At 61.1% G+C, this 15,088-nt stretch carries 13 protein-coding genes; 4 read left to right on the top strand and 9 right to left on the bottom strand.

What is annotated here, in order from left to right:
* Positions 1–91: 91 nt before the first annotated feature.
* From tssA to P0D96_RS14875, 9 genes are all read right to left on the bottom strand, one after another.
* On the bottom strand, positions 92–1,198 hold the full coding sequence (gene tssA / locus P0D96_RS14915) for a type VI secretion system protein TssA (RefSeq protein ID WP_408286128.1): 1,107 nt from the start codon (positions 1,196–1,198) through the stop codon (positions 92–94).
* 53 nt (positions 1,199–1,251) lie between these two features.
* Positions 1,252–3,927: a type VI secretion system ATPase TssH gene (tssH, locus tag P0D96_RS14910; protein ID WP_408314080.1), complete on the bottom strand. Its 2,676-nt coding sequence runs from the start codon at positions 3,925–3,927 to the stop codon at positions 1,252–1,254.
* Between the two features lie 35 nt (positions 3,928–3,962).
* Complete coding sequence (tssG, locus tag P0D96_RS14905; protein ID WP_132382934.1) at positions 3,963–5,057, bottom strand: type VI secretion system baseplate subunit TssG; 1,095 nt, start codon at positions 5,055–5,057, stop codon at positions 3,963–3,965.
* Positions 5,021–6,859 carry a type VI secretion system baseplate subunit TssF gene (gene tssF / locus P0D96_RS14900; protein ID WP_408314078.1) on the bottom strand — a complete coding sequence of 613 codons (1,839 nt, stop codon included), beginning with the start codon at positions 6,857–6,859 and terminating at the stop codon, positions 5,021–5,023. Before tssF ends, tssG begins: the two co-directional genes overlap by 37 nt.
* Positions 6,860–6,994: 135 nt before the next feature.
* A complete protein-coding gene (gene tssE / locus P0D96_RS14895; protein ID WP_408286003.1) occupies positions 6,995–7,474 on the bottom strand; it encodes a type VI secretion system baseplate subunit TssE in 480 nt (159 codons plus the stop codon).
* A gap of 85 nt (positions 7,475–7,559) precedes the next feature.
* Complete coding sequence (locus P0D96_RS14890) at positions 7,560–8,063, bottom strand: Hcp family type VI secretion system effector (RefSeq protein ID WP_020070381.1); 504 nt, start codon at positions 8,061–8,063, stop codon at positions 7,560–7,562.
* A gap of 72 nt (positions 8,064–8,135) precedes the next feature.
* Complete coding sequence (gene tssC / locus P0D96_RS14885) at positions 8,136–9,626, bottom strand: type VI secretion system contractile sheath large subunit (RefSeq protein WP_132382930.1); 1,491 nt, start codon at positions 9,624–9,626, stop codon at positions 8,136–8,138.
* A gap of 14 nt (positions 9,627–9,640) precedes the next feature.
* Positions 9,641–10,189 (bottom strand): type VI secretion system contractile sheath small subunit, encoded by a 549-nt coding sequence (gene tssB, locus P0D96_RS14880; RefSeq protein WP_106280696.1) that lies wholly within the window; start codon positions 10,187–10,189, stop codon positions 9,641–9,643.
* Between the two features lie 36 nt (positions 10,190–10,225).
* Positions 10,226–10,912, bottom strand: coding sequence for a tetratricopeptide repeat protein (locus P0D96_RS14875; protein ID WP_408178388.1), 687 nt, complete (start codon positions 10,910–10,912; stop codon positions 10,226–10,228).
* 363 nt (positions 10,913–11,275) lie between these two features.
* Here P0D96_RS14875 and tssJ point away from each other — a divergent pair, with 363 nt between their 5' ends.
* The 4 genes from tssJ to P0D96_RS14855 all read left to right on the top strand — a co-directional run bounded on the left by tssJ (position 11,276) and on the right by P0D96_RS14855 (position 14,794).
* Entirely contained in the window at positions 11,276–11,902 is a 627-nt protein-coding gene (gene tssJ / locus P0D96_RS14870; protein ID WP_408286130.1) for a type VI secretion system lipoprotein TssJ, read from the top strand.
* A 108-nt stretch (positions 11,903–12,010) separates the two neighbouring features.
* Positions 12,011–13,357, top strand: a complete 1,347-nt coding sequence (gene tssK / locus P0D96_RS14865) for a type VI secretion system baseplate subunit TssK (RefSeq protein ID WP_408178390.1) — start codon at positions 12,011–12,013, stop codon at positions 13,355–13,357.
* Complete coding sequence (gene icmH / locus P0D96_RS14860; protein ID WP_408178391.1) at positions 13,354–14,133, top strand: type IVB secretion system protein IcmH/DotU; 780 nt, start codon at positions 13,354–13,356, stop codon at positions 14,131–14,133. The genes tssK and icmH overlap by 4 nt, the downstream gene beginning before the upstream one ends.
* Positions 14,134–14,314: 181 nt before the next feature.
* Positions 14,315–14,794, top strand: coding sequence for a DUF2778 domain-containing protein (locus P0D96_RS14855; protein ID WP_408178392.1), 480 nt, complete (start codon positions 14,315–14,317; stop codon positions 14,792–14,794).
* Positions 14,795–15,088 lie beyond the last annotated feature (294 nt).

Raw genomic sequence — 15,088 nt, 5'->3', positions numbered from 1 at the left:
AGCGCCAGCGTGGCGGTGTGCGTGAAGAAAAGCCTGGCTTCGATAGATAACCGAAGGCAGGCTTTTTTGTTTGCTGCGTTGAAGGCTTTGTTCAGCTGTTCTCTTCCGGCTTCACGCCCAGCAACTCGCGAATATGCGCGAGCGATCCGTCGTCTTTCACCACGGTCGATAGCCATTGATGCAGTGGCATATCCGCTGCCTCCGCCGCTTTGTCGGCGAAATACGCGGCAGGGTTATGCGGCTCCGTCGCGCGAAAGAACTTGGCCACCGCACGCAACTGCGCGACGGCCTGCGCACGGCTCTGGATTCCTGCAATCGGGCTCGTCGGCATGGTCGTCAACACAGGTTCCTCGCGTTGCGGTGCGGTCTTGAAAGTAGGCTCGGCACGTTCGACTTCGTTGGGCGCGGGCGTTTTCGCGGGCGGCGGCGCTTCGGCGTTCACGCCCAGTTCGCGTGCAAAGCGCTCGGCCAGGCGGTAGACGCTTTCGTACGCGTCCTTCGCCTGACGGAAACTCGGCGCGGAGTCGGCGGCGCGCCGGTCCAGCTCCTGTTCGAGTGCGAGCATGGCCGCTTCGAACGCTTTCAGATCTAGCAGCAGCGCCGAGTAAAACGCCGGCGGCGTAGCGCGCTTCGACGCCTCGATTTGTTCGATCGACGGCTTGCCGCGCGCGATATCGTCGGCGTGATCCGGATCGCGCTTGACCGCTTGCGCGACGTGCGTGGCCACGTCCCAATCGATCGTGCTGTACGCATTGCCTTGCGACGACGTGAGCGGCATGGCGCGCAGCAGATCGCCGGTGCGGCCGACCAGCCACGCGACGTTGCCGAGACGATACTCGGTGTCGTCGCCTTCCGGCAGCGGATGCACGTGATCCCAGTAGCGCTCGCAAAGCCCTGTCAACAGCGCGTAGCCCTGCGAAAGACCATTGATGCCCTCGTCGATCGCGAGTGCTTCAGTGAGCCACACGGCGAGGCGCAAATCCTTGGTCTGCGTTTGCAGCAGACTGCCCGAACGCTCGACCACAAAAGGCCAATCGGCCTCCTTGATCTCCGTGACCCATTCGCCCTGATCCAGCGACGGGTCTTCGAAACGGCGCGCGTGCTGAATCGCATCGAAATCCGCTGAAAACAGCAGATCTTCGCCACAAGGCGAGGTTTCGCTGAGCGGAGCCAGCAACGTGTTCAGATTGATCGGCATGAAAGAAAGCAATAAGTATCCGGTACGGCATTAAAACAGATTGGCGCGTCCGTTCACACCACCGTGTAATCGAATTCGCCGGCCTCGCTCGCGCGCACGGCAATGCGTTCGATCGCCGCGCCGTTCGCCACACGCTCCAGCACCTGCTGCGCGATTTCGGGCAATAGCGTGCCGTTCAGAATGTGATCGACGTTGCGCGCGCCGGAGTCCACCTCGGTGCAACGCGCGAGCACCGCATCGACCAGCGACTCGTCCCACTCGAACACCGCCTTGTGATTCGACTCGATGCGGCGGCGAATCCGATCGAGCTTCAATTCGATGATTTCGGCGAGCACGTCGTCGGAAATCGGATAGTACGGCACCACTTTCATGCGGCCGAGAAATGCCGGTTTGAACGCTTTGTACAGTTGCGCACGTAAGGTCTCCGCGAGTTCGTCGGCGTCGGGCAACTCTTCCGCGCTCTTGTTCAGGCAGGCCTGCATCACCGCCTGCGAGCCGACGTTCGAAGTGAGAATGATCAGCGTGTTGCGGAAATCGATCTCGCGGCCTTCGGCGTCGTCCATCGTGCCCTTGTCGAACACCTGGAAGAACATTTCGAGCACATCGGGGTGCGCCTTTTCGACTTCGTCGAGCAGCACCACGGAATACGGATTGCGGCGCACCGCTTCGGTCAGCACGCCGCCTTCGCCATAACCGACATAGCCCGGCGGCGAGCCTTTCAGACCGGACACACTGTGCGCTTCCTGATACTCGCTCATGTTGATCGTGACCATCTTGCGTTCGCCGCCGTACAGCACGTCGGCCAGCGCGAGCGCGGTTTCGGTCTTGCCGACGCCCGACGGTCCGACGAACATGAACACGCCGCGCGGTTTGTTCGGGTCTTCGAGATTCGCACTCGCGGTGCGCACGCGCTGCGCGATCGCGTCGAGCGCGTGGTCCTGGCCGATCACGCGCGCGGCCAGCAACGGTTGCAGGTTCAGCACGGTCTGGATTTCATCCTTGACCATGCGGCCAAGCGGAATGCCGGTCCACGAGGCGACGATTTCGGCGACCACATGACCGTCGACCTGCAACGGCACCATCGGTTGGCCGCCTTGCAAGGCGTGCAATTCGGCTACGCGCGTGCCGAGCGTTTCGCGTGCCTGCTGTGCCTTGTCGGCTTGTTCAGGGTCAGCGCTGCTCACGCGCGCCGCGTCGATGTCCGCGCGCAAGCCGACGATTTCCGTCACCAACGCACGTTCCTTGTCGTAGCGCGCTTCGTCTTCGGCGAGATCCTTAAGGTCTTCTTCACGCAGACCGCGCAATTCGGCGAGCCGTTCGTCGTGCAGCGCGCCGCTCGCCACTTCGCGTTCCAGCGCGGCGATTTCAGCGTCGATACGTTCCAGGCGCTTCTTCGTGTCGTCGATTGCTGCGGGTGTCGAACTGTGCGCGAGCGCGACTTTCGCGCAAGCGGTGTCGAGCACGCTGATCGCTTTGTCCGGCAGTTGCCGGCCGCTGATGTAGCGATGCGACAGGCGCACCGCTTCCGTGATTGCATCGTCGAGCACGCGCACGTTGAAGTGCTTTTCCATCAACGCGGCCATGCCGCGCAGCATGGCCGCGGCGAGCGTCTCGCTCGGCTCCTCGATCTTCACGACCTGGAAACGCCGCGCGAGCGCAGCGTCTTTCTCGAAGTACTTCTTGTACTCGCTCCATGTCGTGGCCGCGATGGTGCGCAATTCGCCACGCGCCAACGCCGGCTTCAGCAGATTGGCCGCATCGTTCTGCCCCGCTTGGCCACCAGCGCCGATGATGGTGTGCGCTTCGTCGATAAAGAGAATGATCGGATGCGGACTCTTCTTCACCTCGTCGATCACGTTCTTCAGGCGGTTTTCGAACTCGCCTTTCACGCTCGCGCCGGCTTGCAGCAAACCCATGTCGAGCACGTGCAGCGCTACGCCTTTGAGCGGCGCGGGCACGTCGTCGACGGCAATGCGCAGCGCGAGACCTTCGACCACCGCCGTTTTACCGACGCCCGCTTCGCCTGTCATGATCGGGTTGTTCTGGCGGCGGCGCATCAGAATGTCGATGGTCTGGCGAATCTCACCCTCGCGGCCGATCACCGGATCGATCTTGCCTTCACGCGCGCGCTGCGTGAGGTTGCTCGTGTACGTGTCGAGCGCGGGCGTTTTCGACGGCGCGCCGGGCGCGGTATCGGTCGGCGTCCCATCGTCCGCGCCGCTTTCCGCGCTTTGCGTCTCATTGCTGCGCTCGACTTCGCGCGAACCCGCGGTCAACTCATCGAACTTGTGCTTCAGGTCGGTCACGCGCACTTCGCGCAGCAACGGCGACATGCGCTCGGCGAATTGCGCGAGATCCGGCGCGGTCAGCAGCGCCAGCAACAGGTGCCCTGAACGGATCCGCCCGATCTGCGAATCGAGCGACGCAATCAGCCACGCCTGTTCGAGCAACTCGATCAGATGCTTCGAAAATACCGGCGTGCGCGTATTGCCGGTTTTCAAACGCTGCAACTCGCGCTCGAGATCCGCGCGCAATGCGTGCATGTCGATCCTGCTCGCGCGCAGCACCAGCGCGACGTCGCTCGCGGGTTCGTCCAGCAGCGCCAGCACCAGATGCTCGAGGTCGACCTCGTAGTGACCGCGTGCAAGACAATTGTTCGCCGCCAGCAAAGCCGCCTGCCGGCAGGTCGGGTTCAGTTTGGCGATCAGGGTATTGAGGGACGTGCTCATGTCGTGCGGTCCGGGTCCGGGTTCTGTCGTTATGGTCAGTGAATCACGTGCAATTCGTAGCGGGCATCCGCGCGGTCACGGTCGGCTTCCTTCGTGCAGAGGAACGCGTCCCAGCCGAGGCGCGCGCCCTTGCTCAACAGGCTCGGTCCGACGGCCTCGCGGCGCAGCACCAGCGACACCTCGTATTCGAGCGTAACGCCGGCCAGCAGCGTGAGCATGCGTTCGAGCGCCACGGCGCGATCGGCGCCCGGTAAAAACGCTTCATAGTCGGCCTTGTCGAGCGGTCCGATCACGAGACGCGCGCGCATGTCGCGCTGCCAGACGCGCTCGCCCGCCAGCGCGGTCGCGCCGAGCGTCGCGTTAACGCTGCCGAGCAAGGTCAACTGATCGCGTGGCACGTCGTACCATTTGCCGATGAACTGCTCGACGCGCACCGGCACCTTGAAGTACTCCGACAGCGTGCGTTGCAAATAAGCCGCCGAAACCGGCCGATGCCGCGCAGCCAGCGCGTAACCGGCAATCGCCTCGTCGAATAGCGCGCCGTCGCCGCTTTGCAGGCTGTTGCGCGTATCGTCGTCGGAGACGCCGGCGAGCGCGAGCAGCAAAGGCAAATAGCGTTCGTCGCGATCCAGCTCGTAGTGAAACGGTAAGCGGTATTTCTTCCACGCCGCGTAGAACAGCGCCGTCGCACGATTCGAAAACACGTCGAAAAACTCACGCGCGGCGCGATCCCGCTTGATCTGCTCACGCGCGATGATCTGCTCGGTGTAATGCAGCGGCAATGCGCCCTGCCCGCCGAGCAAACCGAAAAAAGCCGGTGTGATATCGACCTTGTCGAGCGAGCCGTTTTCGAGCGCCACCGTGCGTTGTGCTTTTTCCTTCAGCGCCGCGCCCGCGTCGTCGTAAGACTGCGCGCCGTGAATCTCGCTCGGCGGAAACGACATCGACAGCGAATTGCGAAAGGCAATACGCCGCGCGACGATTTCGCCGGGACGTCCGGTGTGGGTTGGCGATTGCTGCGCGAACCACTTCTCGAGAATCCGCACCGCCTGAAAAAACTCGAAGCGATGCGGCTCGTCGAGAAGCTGCTCGACTACGCCAGGATCGATTCGCCGCTGCGCGGTTTGCATCGCAGAATCTCCTCGCCAGTGCGCTTCGACACGACGACCAGTTGCACAAAGCTGTTCAGATGCACGTACAGCCCAAAAAACGTGTCGATCACGCGCACGAACGACGCGAGACTCGTGCCGACGAAATGCTCTTCGTCGATCGTCAAACGAATCTCAATGCCGCGCACGAACGTGGCGAACGGTTTGCCCGGCAGCCATTGCACGGCGGCGCGCTGCTCGATGCCGACCAGGCCGTCGATATGCCGCGCGGATACCGCCGTGCGCCGCAAGTCGTAGAGCACGAGCATTTCCTTGAGCGCCGACAAGCCGCTATTCGCGAGCGATACGTGATTCAACGCCAGATGCGAGATCAGCCGCCAATGCGCGGCGCGTCCGCGCTCGAAGCGCACGCTCGGCGTGGGCCGGCGCAGCATCGCGATGCTGCCGGTCAGCGAGCCGCCTTCGAGAAACAGATCGCCGCCTTCGAGTCCCACCGCGAGGCCCGCGGGCAAATCGCGATTGGTACACGTCAGATCGAGACTCAAGGTATCGGTTTGCGGCGCGGCCGGTTCGAAGTCGATATCGACGATCGAGATTTCAGTCTCGTAGCCGGGGCTTTTCTGCGCGACCCAATCATTGCGCCGTGCGAACCAATAGTGACCCGCACGCGCCGCTTCGCCGTGATGCAATGAATAGAACGGCCGGAATTCAATCACCGATTCTTCATGCGCCTGTTGCCTGACGAGTTTCACCGAATCGATCGAATAGACTTCGTAGGCAAACGCGCGGCGCGCTTCGGCGATCACCGGATACGAAATCGCCTGATGGCTGATACGGATCGGCTCGCCGTGCTGTTCGAACAGATTCACCACCGGCGTGCAAAACAGGCGGAAATGATGCGCGGCCAGTGAATCCAGCAGCCGCGCAATGTGCGAGTCGCTGCGCACTTCCTTCAACACGACATGCAGCGTCAAACGCTGGCAGCGGCCGCTTGCGCGTGTCATCGCCGCCAGATCGAAGTCGGCGAAATTGAATTTCTCGGGGAACGCGAAGTATTCGGTCAGCAACCGGTACGCCGGGTGCGATTTGGCCGGATAGTCGATCAGCGCGTCTTCTTCGTCGAAACCGGCTTGCACGACCGGCAATTCGCGTAGTTGCTTCCACACGCCGCGACGGTCGGCTTCCACGTAAGTGGCCATTCCGTTGATGAACAGGCAGTCCGCCAAGGCCGCGATAAAAGACTGCTCGCCGTGCAGATGCGTGCGCAGTGTCCCGACTTTCAGCGCGGAGAGATCGAGTTGCGCCGCCGTCGATTCAAAGGTGATCGACACGATCGCCGTGGCATTGCCCGGCAGTACGGTGGCACTCGGCGCCATCGCCACCGACGTGTATTTCGCCTCCGAGATGCGGATCGGCGCCAGCGTCACGTCGTAGGCGGTACGGAAACGGCATTGCACGCCGCGAATGGGCCGCGACTTGAGTTCGGTGCCGTGTTCGACCCGAACCGGTTCGGTCAGATGACTCAGTGCGGCGGACGTGCCCAACTGCGCAATCGAGCACGACGGAAACGGCCGCAGGTAGTGCGGATACAGCACTTCCAGCAGCGCCTCGGTGAATTCGGGGTAATCGTCGTCGAGTTTCTTGTTGATGCGCGCGCCGAGCAACGCGAACGATTCGATCATCCGCTCGACGTGCGGGTCTTCGCAGTGCTCGCCGGACATGGCCAGACGCGCCGCGATCTTCGGGTAGCGCTCGGCGAAGTCGCGCGAATAGCGCCGCAGAAATGACAACTCGCGCTCGTAATACGGCAGCAATTCTTCCATCGATCTATCCCCGGACCTGAAGCCTCTCCGCCCAAACGATCGCCACCGTTGCGCGTAACGGCTGCGGCAAAGCGGTACACAAAGCAACTGCTAGACAACGCCGCTACGCGAATGCAGCGGTTGAAAATTCTGCTACTACAGCTTCGCGCGTGCGCGCGTCACCGAGTATTGCAACGTGGAAGGCTGCAGCATCGCATCGAAACTCACCGGTTCTTCCGCCGGATGGACCACCAGCAGCGCCTGAATCGAAAAGTTCAACGCATTGGTGGATTGTTCGTTCAATTCGAGCGTGACCGCCACCTGCTGCAAGCGCGGCTCGTGCCGCGCGATGGCCTGTTGAATCGATTTGCAGATGAAGGTGCGGTCGTAATGGCTTGCGAGGCTCAGGCCCGCGAAATCATTCAGACCGTACGTGAGCACCGAGCGCTGGCATTCCGGCAGCGCCGCCAATTCGTGTTCAGTCAGCGCAATGCGCGTATTCAGGATCGCCTCGACGTCGCGCGCGACCGTGCTCTTCAATTCATCCAACGACAATTGCCGCATCGCCGGGGAAGCCGGCAGATGCGGTTCGTCGTCGAACAGCTTGTCGAGAAAGCTGGGTTCGAAGCGTTTCATCAGCGTCCGAAGAAACGGATCGATGCAAGGCACACACCGTGAGCGACAACCCTTTCGAGCCCCGCGCGCCGTGTGCACCCGTGCATCAGACCGCGTACGTCTTGTCGTTCTTCGTCAGGCTCCACGCGCCTTGCGCGTTGCCGCCCTGGTTGCCGCCGATCTTCTGCTGCGTGTACTTCCACTGCACGGCGGCGTACTTCAGCGAGAACTGTTCGGTCGGCAGACCTTCGCCCACCACGCTCGGCGTCACGCTCGAAATAATCACGTACTTGAGTTTGACTTCCAGGTACTTGATGCGATTGCCTTCGCCATCCGAACGCATGAAGTCGATCGTGACTTCGTCGAACGTCGTGCCGCCGGACGCGTGTTGGTAGATCAGCGGGCTGACCACGTCGATGTCTTTCGTGAACTGCATGTCGGCATGTTCGCAGCGCTCGGAGGTGTGACCACCTGCCGTCGAGGCGGTTGCCGAACGCGGTTGCGTGATCGAGTGGCTCCACGAATCGATTTCGATCCAGCCGGCGTGATCCTTATCGGCGGACTCGCCCTTGATCGCCGGATTGCCGAATTTTAAATAGATATCCTTCATAACTCATCGACTCCCCAAAGAGGTGGTTTTAACAGCCAACCCGGGCGGCCAGCGCGGGTTAGCTGACTTGCTTTATGAATTAGCCGGTTTCGGCAGGTCAGCGACAAGTCGCAAAGAGATCGACAGCTCGTCCAGTTGAAAGTGCGGGCGCAGGAATGCGACCGAACGATACGCACCAGGCTTGCCCGGAATCTCCGAGACCTGTATCGATGCCTCGCGCAGCGGGAACTGCGCCTTCTGCTCCTGCGTCGCGTTGTCGTCCAGCAGCACGTACTGCGAGATCCAACGGTTCAGGAATACTTCGACGTTCTGTGCCGATGCGAAGCTGCCGATCTTGTCGCGCATCATCGCCTTCAGGTAATGCGCGACGCGCGATACCGAGAAGATGTACTGCAATTGCGCGGACAACACTGCGTTGGCATTCGCGCTGTCGGTGCTGTATTTCTTGGGTTTCTGCACCGATTGCGCGGCGAAAAACGCGGCGTAGTCCGAGTTCTTGCAGTGCACGAGCGGAATGAAACCGAGGTCGCTCAGTTCCTTTTCGCGGCGGTCGGTAATCGCGATTTCAGTCGGGCATTTCAGCGCGACTTCGCCGTCGTCGGTCTTGAACGTGTGGGTGGGCAGATCTTCCACCAGACCACCGCCTTCCACGCCGCGAATCGCCGCGCACCAGCCGAAGTCGTCGAATGCCGCTGTCAGGCGTGCAGCGAATGCCCATGCCGCGTTACACCACAGGTATTTGCTGTGGTCCGTGCCGTCCACGTCTTCGACGAAGTTGAAACCCTCGGCCGTGGCGCCGTCTTTCGGATTGAACGGCAGGCGGCCCAGAAAACGCGGCAGCGTGAGACCGACGTAGCGCGAATCTTCGGCGTCGCGGAACGACTTCCACTTCGCGTATTCGACCGTGTCGAACACCTTGCCGAGATCGCGCGGCTTGCCGAGATCGGCAAAGGTTTCAAGGCCCATCAATTCGGGCGACGCCGACGCGATGAACGGCGCATGCGCGGCCGCCGCGACGTGTGACATCTGCTCGATGAAGTACATGTCTTCGGGCTGGCGCGTCACTTCGAAGTCGCCGATGATCGTGCCGAACGGCGAGCCGCCGAACGTGCCGAATTCTTCTTCGTAGATCTTCTTGAAGAGCGCGCTCTGATCGAATTCGATCGCCGTCTTGAAGTCGCGCACCAGGTCGCGCTTGGGCGCATGCAGCGCCTTGATCTTGACCGTTGCGCCGGTATTGCTTTCCTTGCACAGATAGTCCAGACCGCGCCACGTGCTTTCCATGCGCTGGAATTGCGGCGCGTGCATCACCGCGCTCAACTGCGCGGAGATCAGGCGGTCGAGTTCGGCAACGCGTGCGTCGATGGTAGCCGACAGGTTGTCGGACACCACCACGGTGCCGTCGAGCACCTGATGCACGAGTTCGCCGATCAGGTCTTTCGCGCGCGCGTGCTCGGAATCGGACTTCGCCACGCGGCTTTTCTCGACGATTTCGTCGAGCAGCGTGGATTCCGTACCGCTTTGCGCGGTAGCGAGTTGGGCTGCTGCCGTTTGCTGATTCATCTCACACCCCGTGCTTATTCGCCCTGCTTGTCGTGGTCCGGCGCGCCGCCGTGCTGGTCCGCCGCGTTGCTCTGGTCTTTCGCCAGCGTTTGCAACTGCTGCGTGTTGTTGAGCACTTCGCTCAGCAGGTCTTCGAGTTTGTCGTTGCCGGCCAGCTTGTTGCGCAGATCGGCGAGCTTCGAGCGCGCTTCGAGCAGGCGCCGCAGCGGTTCGATTTGCGCGACCACTTCGTCCGGATTGAAATCGGCCATCGACTTGAAGCGCAGGTCGACGGCGAATTTGCCGCCGGCTTCGCTCAGACGGTTTTCCACCTGAAACGCGGCGCGCGGCTCGATCGCCTTCATCACGTCGTCGAAATTATCGCGGTCGATATTGACGAACTTGCGATCGCGCAGCTTCGGCTGCTCGACTTCAGACTGCCCCGCCAGATCGGCGACCACGCCGACGACGAACGGCAACTCCTTCACCTCGATCGCATCGCCGCGCTCGACCTCATAGGTCAATTGAACGCGGGGCGGCCGCACTTTTTGCAAGCGTTTTTGAATGCTTTCTTTCTTCGCCATCGTCGGCTCCCGGTGCTGATGGATCAGGCGTGTGGATCAGCGCAGCGCGCTGAACGGATCGGACGCGCCGCCGCTTTGCGCGGCTTTGGCGGGTGCGGCAGGCGCTGCCGGCGCGGCGGGAGCAGCCGGCGTGGCGGCGGGCGCCGCGGCGCTGGTGGTGGTCGTGGTGGCTTCCGGTGCATCCACGGCCTTGCCCTTGGCGACGTGACGAATCACGCGCTTCTTCTTCACCGCCTGCTTGTCGCTCGGGTCGGGCGGGAACAGCGTGGCTTCGCCGAGCGTGTCGCGCAGCTGCTTGGCGAGCGCTTGCGCGTCCGACTTCGCATCACCCGCGAGCGACGCGTCCTGACGCAATTCGCCGAGCGATTGCGTGGCGACGCGCAGGCCGGCCACCGCCAGCACGCTCTTTGCCTGACGATCGGTCTGGTCGCGTTGCAGCGCTTCTTGCGCGGCAACGATAGCCTGGCCGTAATGACCTTGTGTGAACTGGATCTGCGCAATACGCGACCACGGTTCTTCACGCGTCGGATCGGATTTGGAAAGTTGCTGATAAAGCGCGATAGCGCGATCCTGATCACCGCCCTTTGCGACGGTATCGGCATCCGCAAGTTGCTTATTAAAAGCCTCCGGTGTGCTCGCCACGTTGCCCTGTGTCGCGCAACCGGCCATCACGCCGCATGCCAACACAACCCCAGATAGTTTTACTAACAGACGCTCATTCATCGTTTTTCACCGACGTGCGAATTTTCTAATTCAAGGAGAAACCGGAGTTTTGCTTTGCTTCAAGTGCGCGGGTATAGTACAGGCCAATTTTCGATAATTCAACTTTCGTGTGAAGAAGGATTGCACGAAAAAAATGCATGTGGATCATTTAAACGAAACAAGCAGAAATTGTTTCCTGATGCAATAGCGGTGATGCGGGTGCCGGAAAAAATTTCCACTCGCCGCTCGCAAACACAGGAGCACCGGTAGTTGCATGCGCTTTGCATAAAGCGGCATTACGCGGCATAGCGTGGCTGCAAATTTGCCGGATTGAATTCGTTATTGGTGTTTTGACGGGGGACGGCGCCGAGCCGGTCGATGTATATGAATTCGCGTGTTATTCGCTATGCATCGCTATTGATTGCCCATGCCTCTGCCTGCGCGCTGCTGGGTGGCTGCGCGGCCGGCGTGACGGTGCTGGGAGCCGCTGCCAACGCGGCTTTGCAGGCGAGCGGCCTCGGCAAGCCGGACCTGCCGGATGCCCAGAAACCGCCGCGCAATGTCGGCCTTACCTTATATGCCGCGCCGAATCTGAATGCCGCGAATGACAAACGGCCATTGGCGCTGGTGGTACGGCTTTACACCCTGAAAGACCCGACTTCATTCCAGCAGGCGCCATTCGACGCATTTACCGATCCGGCCAAGGAAAAAACCACACTGGGCGGCGATTTGCTGGGCGTGCGTGAAGTAACACTGATCCCGGGCCAGCGCTACGTTGTTACCGAAAAAGTCTCGCGTGAAGCGCAGGCATTCGGTATCGTCGCGCTATTCCGCGATCCGGCGATGCAGCGCTGGAAATTCGCCTTCGACCCGGCGAAGTCGGAGAAATCCGGCATAATGATCGGCCTGCATAACTGTGCAATGACGGTGACCAACGGCACTGTGATCCCGCCGGAACAGGGATTGCCCGCGCAACCGCTGAATATGCTTTCTTCGGTAAGCTGCGGATAAAGATGCCGGTCAAATACGATTTAACAGTTTTTAGAGAATTAACAATGCGGCGCTCGAATCGGTTATCTCCGGGTGCGCCACACGCTGAACGCATATAACAGGTTTGAGATGAGTTATTCCGCAAAAGTGCTCTGGGGGGAAGGCCTGTTTCTAAGGCCGCAGCATTTTCAGCGTCAGGACGCCTATCATGAGGCGCGTCTGTTCGAATCGATCCAGGCGATCCAGCCGTACAACTGGGGCGTGCGTTCGGCGCGCTTCGACCGCGACGCGCTCGGCAGCAATGTGCTGCGTGTGAGCGAACTCTCGCTGGTGTTCCCCGACGGCGCGCTCTATTCCGCGCCGCAAGCCGACGACCTGCCGCCGCCCATCGCGTTGGATACATTGCCCGACGGCATCAACGAATTCACGTTTTATCTCGCGCTGCATCCGCTGCGCGAAACCGGCGCGAACTATGCGCAGGACAGCAACGCCGGTTTCGTGTCGCGTTACGTCAGCGAGCAGACGCCGGTGGCCGATCATTTCACCGACGCCGCCGAAGCCGACATCACCTTCCTGAAGACCAGCGTCAAACTCATCGCGCACAGCGAGCCGCGCGACCAGTTGCTTTCGGTGCCGCTCGTGCGCGTGCGCCGCACGGCCACCTCGGGCTTCGAGATCGACGACAACTTCGTGCCGCCCTGCCTCGCCATCGACGCATCGCCGATCCTGCATCAGCGCCTGCGCCAACTGATCGACGCACTACAGGCCAAGGTCAATGCGCTGTACGGTTTTCACCGCGAGCCGACCAAGAACATCATCGAGTTCCGCTCCGGCGACATCGCTTCGTTCTGGCTGCTGCATACCGCGAGCGCGGCGTTCGCTTCGCTCGCGCATCTGTACCAGCATTCGGCGCTGCACCCCGAACGTCTGTTCCAGGAACTGCTGCGCCTTGCCGGCCAGTTGATGACGTTTTCAAAGGGCTATGCGCTGTCCGACTTGCCGGCTTACCGGCACGACGATCCGGGCCCCGGCTTCGCGCGCCTCGACACGATCCTGCGCGATCTGCTCGAAACCGTGATCTCCACGCGCTACTTCGCGATCGCGCTCGAGGAAGTGCGTCCGTCGTTCCATGCGGGCCGCCTCGACTCGGGCAAGATCGACGACAAGACCATGTTCTATATCGCGGTGTCGGCGGACATGCCGACCGCCGAACTCGTGGAAGCCGTGCCCGCGCGCTTCAAGGTCGGCGCGCCGGACGACGTCGACAAGCTGGTGCTCTCGGCCATGCCGGGCGTGCGGCTCGTCTACACGCCGCAGGTGCCGCCCGCCATTCCGGTTCGTCCGGGTGCGTGCTACTTCTCGTTCGAAGCGCGCGGCGCGCTGTACGACCGTATGTTACAGGCCCAATCGGCAATGATCTACGCGCCATCGGGCATCAACGATCTTCAACTCGAACTGATCGCCGTCACATCATGAGCTACGCGCCATCCCTCTTTGGCGGCAGCACGCCTACCGCCACGCCCGCACCGATCACGGAGCCGAGCTATCAGGTCCGCTCGCTGCTCGATCTCTTGTACGACGGCTTCTTCATGCTGTTCCTGTTGAAGAACGGTCGCGAACCCGGCGACGCGCAGGAATTCAGCCAGCGCATCCAGCAGTTCCTCGGCGACTTCGAACGCGGCGCGAAGAAGCTCAATGCGTCGGCCGAAGATGTCTACGCATCGAAGTTTGCGTTCTGCGCGGCTATCGACGAATCGGTCTTGTCGTCCACCTTCAGGATCCGCACGGAGTGGGAGCGCCGGCCGCTGCAACTCGTGCTGTTCGGCGAGCAACTGGCGGGCGAGAAATTCTTCCAGTATCTCGAGGAGTGCCGCGCCCAAGGCGCGGCGCGTTTGCAGTCGCTCGAAGTATTTCACATGTGCCTGCTGCTCGGTTATCAGGGCAAGTATCTGCTCGAAGGACCGGAGAAGCTCGCGTATCTGACCGCGCGCATCGGCGACGAAATCGCGCATCTGAAGGGCAAGCGCGCGCAGTTCGCGCCGCATTGGCCGCTGCCGGATCAGGTCGCGCATCGTCTGAAACGCGAAGTGCCGTTGTGGTCGATCGGCGCGGTGTTTGCGCTGGTTGGATTGCTGGCTTATCTCGGCCTCAATACCTATCTGCGCGATCAGACCTTGCGCTCGCTCGCGCCGTATTCGCAGGTGGTCAAACTCGGGCCGCAGTCGGCTACGTTGACGATTTCGTTGCCTTAGAATCGCGTCGATCCATAGGTACTTTGTGGCCCGCCATCGCGCGGGCTTTTCTTCGTCCTCGACGGCCTGGATATGCGCATGGAATCGTCCAGTGTAAAACTTCGTCAAGAATAAATCGTCCTATATACAAGCCCGCAAGAGCAATGCTAGAAGGAGTCTTTCTCCACTACGAAAAAAAACGATGCCTGTGTTCTGTAGCTTCACACTCAATCGAAAAGAGACTTCGCAGTTGGTCTGCTCCGGCTTCGGCCAGGTCGAGGCTTACTCAGGGCAGAAGATAGGCCGGGACAACCCGGACGAAGTGGCCGATGTGGATGTCGGCCCGATTCCTCCCGGCACCTACTACATCGTGGATCGGCAATCGGGTGGGCGCTTCGGCGGGCTAAGAGATTTTATTGCCGAGCACGTGGGTAGTACTGACCGACACAAGTGGTTCATGCTCTGGAATCCGCACGGCGGCGATCTCACTATGATCAATGGTATCCGGCGAGGCCAGTTTCGCCTTCACCCCGAAGGCGAAAGGCGTCTCAGCGAAGGCTGCATTACCGTCAAGAATCCGGCTGATTTCGAACGCCTCCAACGTCATATCCGCGCGTTCGAACCCACAATGCAAATGCCCGGAACTGACATGCGAGCATACGGGCGGGTCGACGTCCGATGAGACATGCACGATTGCTTCGATGGTGCGCTAGCACGCTCGCAGTATGGTTGGCATTGGGCACAGCACTCGCTTGGGGATCGCAACAGCTTTCGTTTGAAATACCGCCATGGCTCGCGGACTTCGTGAGACGCCTCCTGCGTTCCCTGTATCCCGCCTGGATGCCCGATGCCTACGATATCGAGGCGTGGACTAACTTTATCCTCATCGTTTCGGGCTATCTGATCGCGGCCGTCGTTGTTGTATTCACAAGCGTAGTTGCATGGAAGCACCTGTCCAGCAGGCGATAGGCTTCGG

This window comes from Paraburkholderia sp. RL17-347-BIC-D (assembly GCF_046027915.1).
GTDB lineage: Bacteria > Pseudomonadota > Gammaproteobacteria > Burkholderiales > Burkholderiaceae > Paraburkholderia.
The sequence above is the reverse complement of the archived record's forward strand: the minus strand, read 5'-3'. Positions and strand labels throughout refer to the sequence as shown.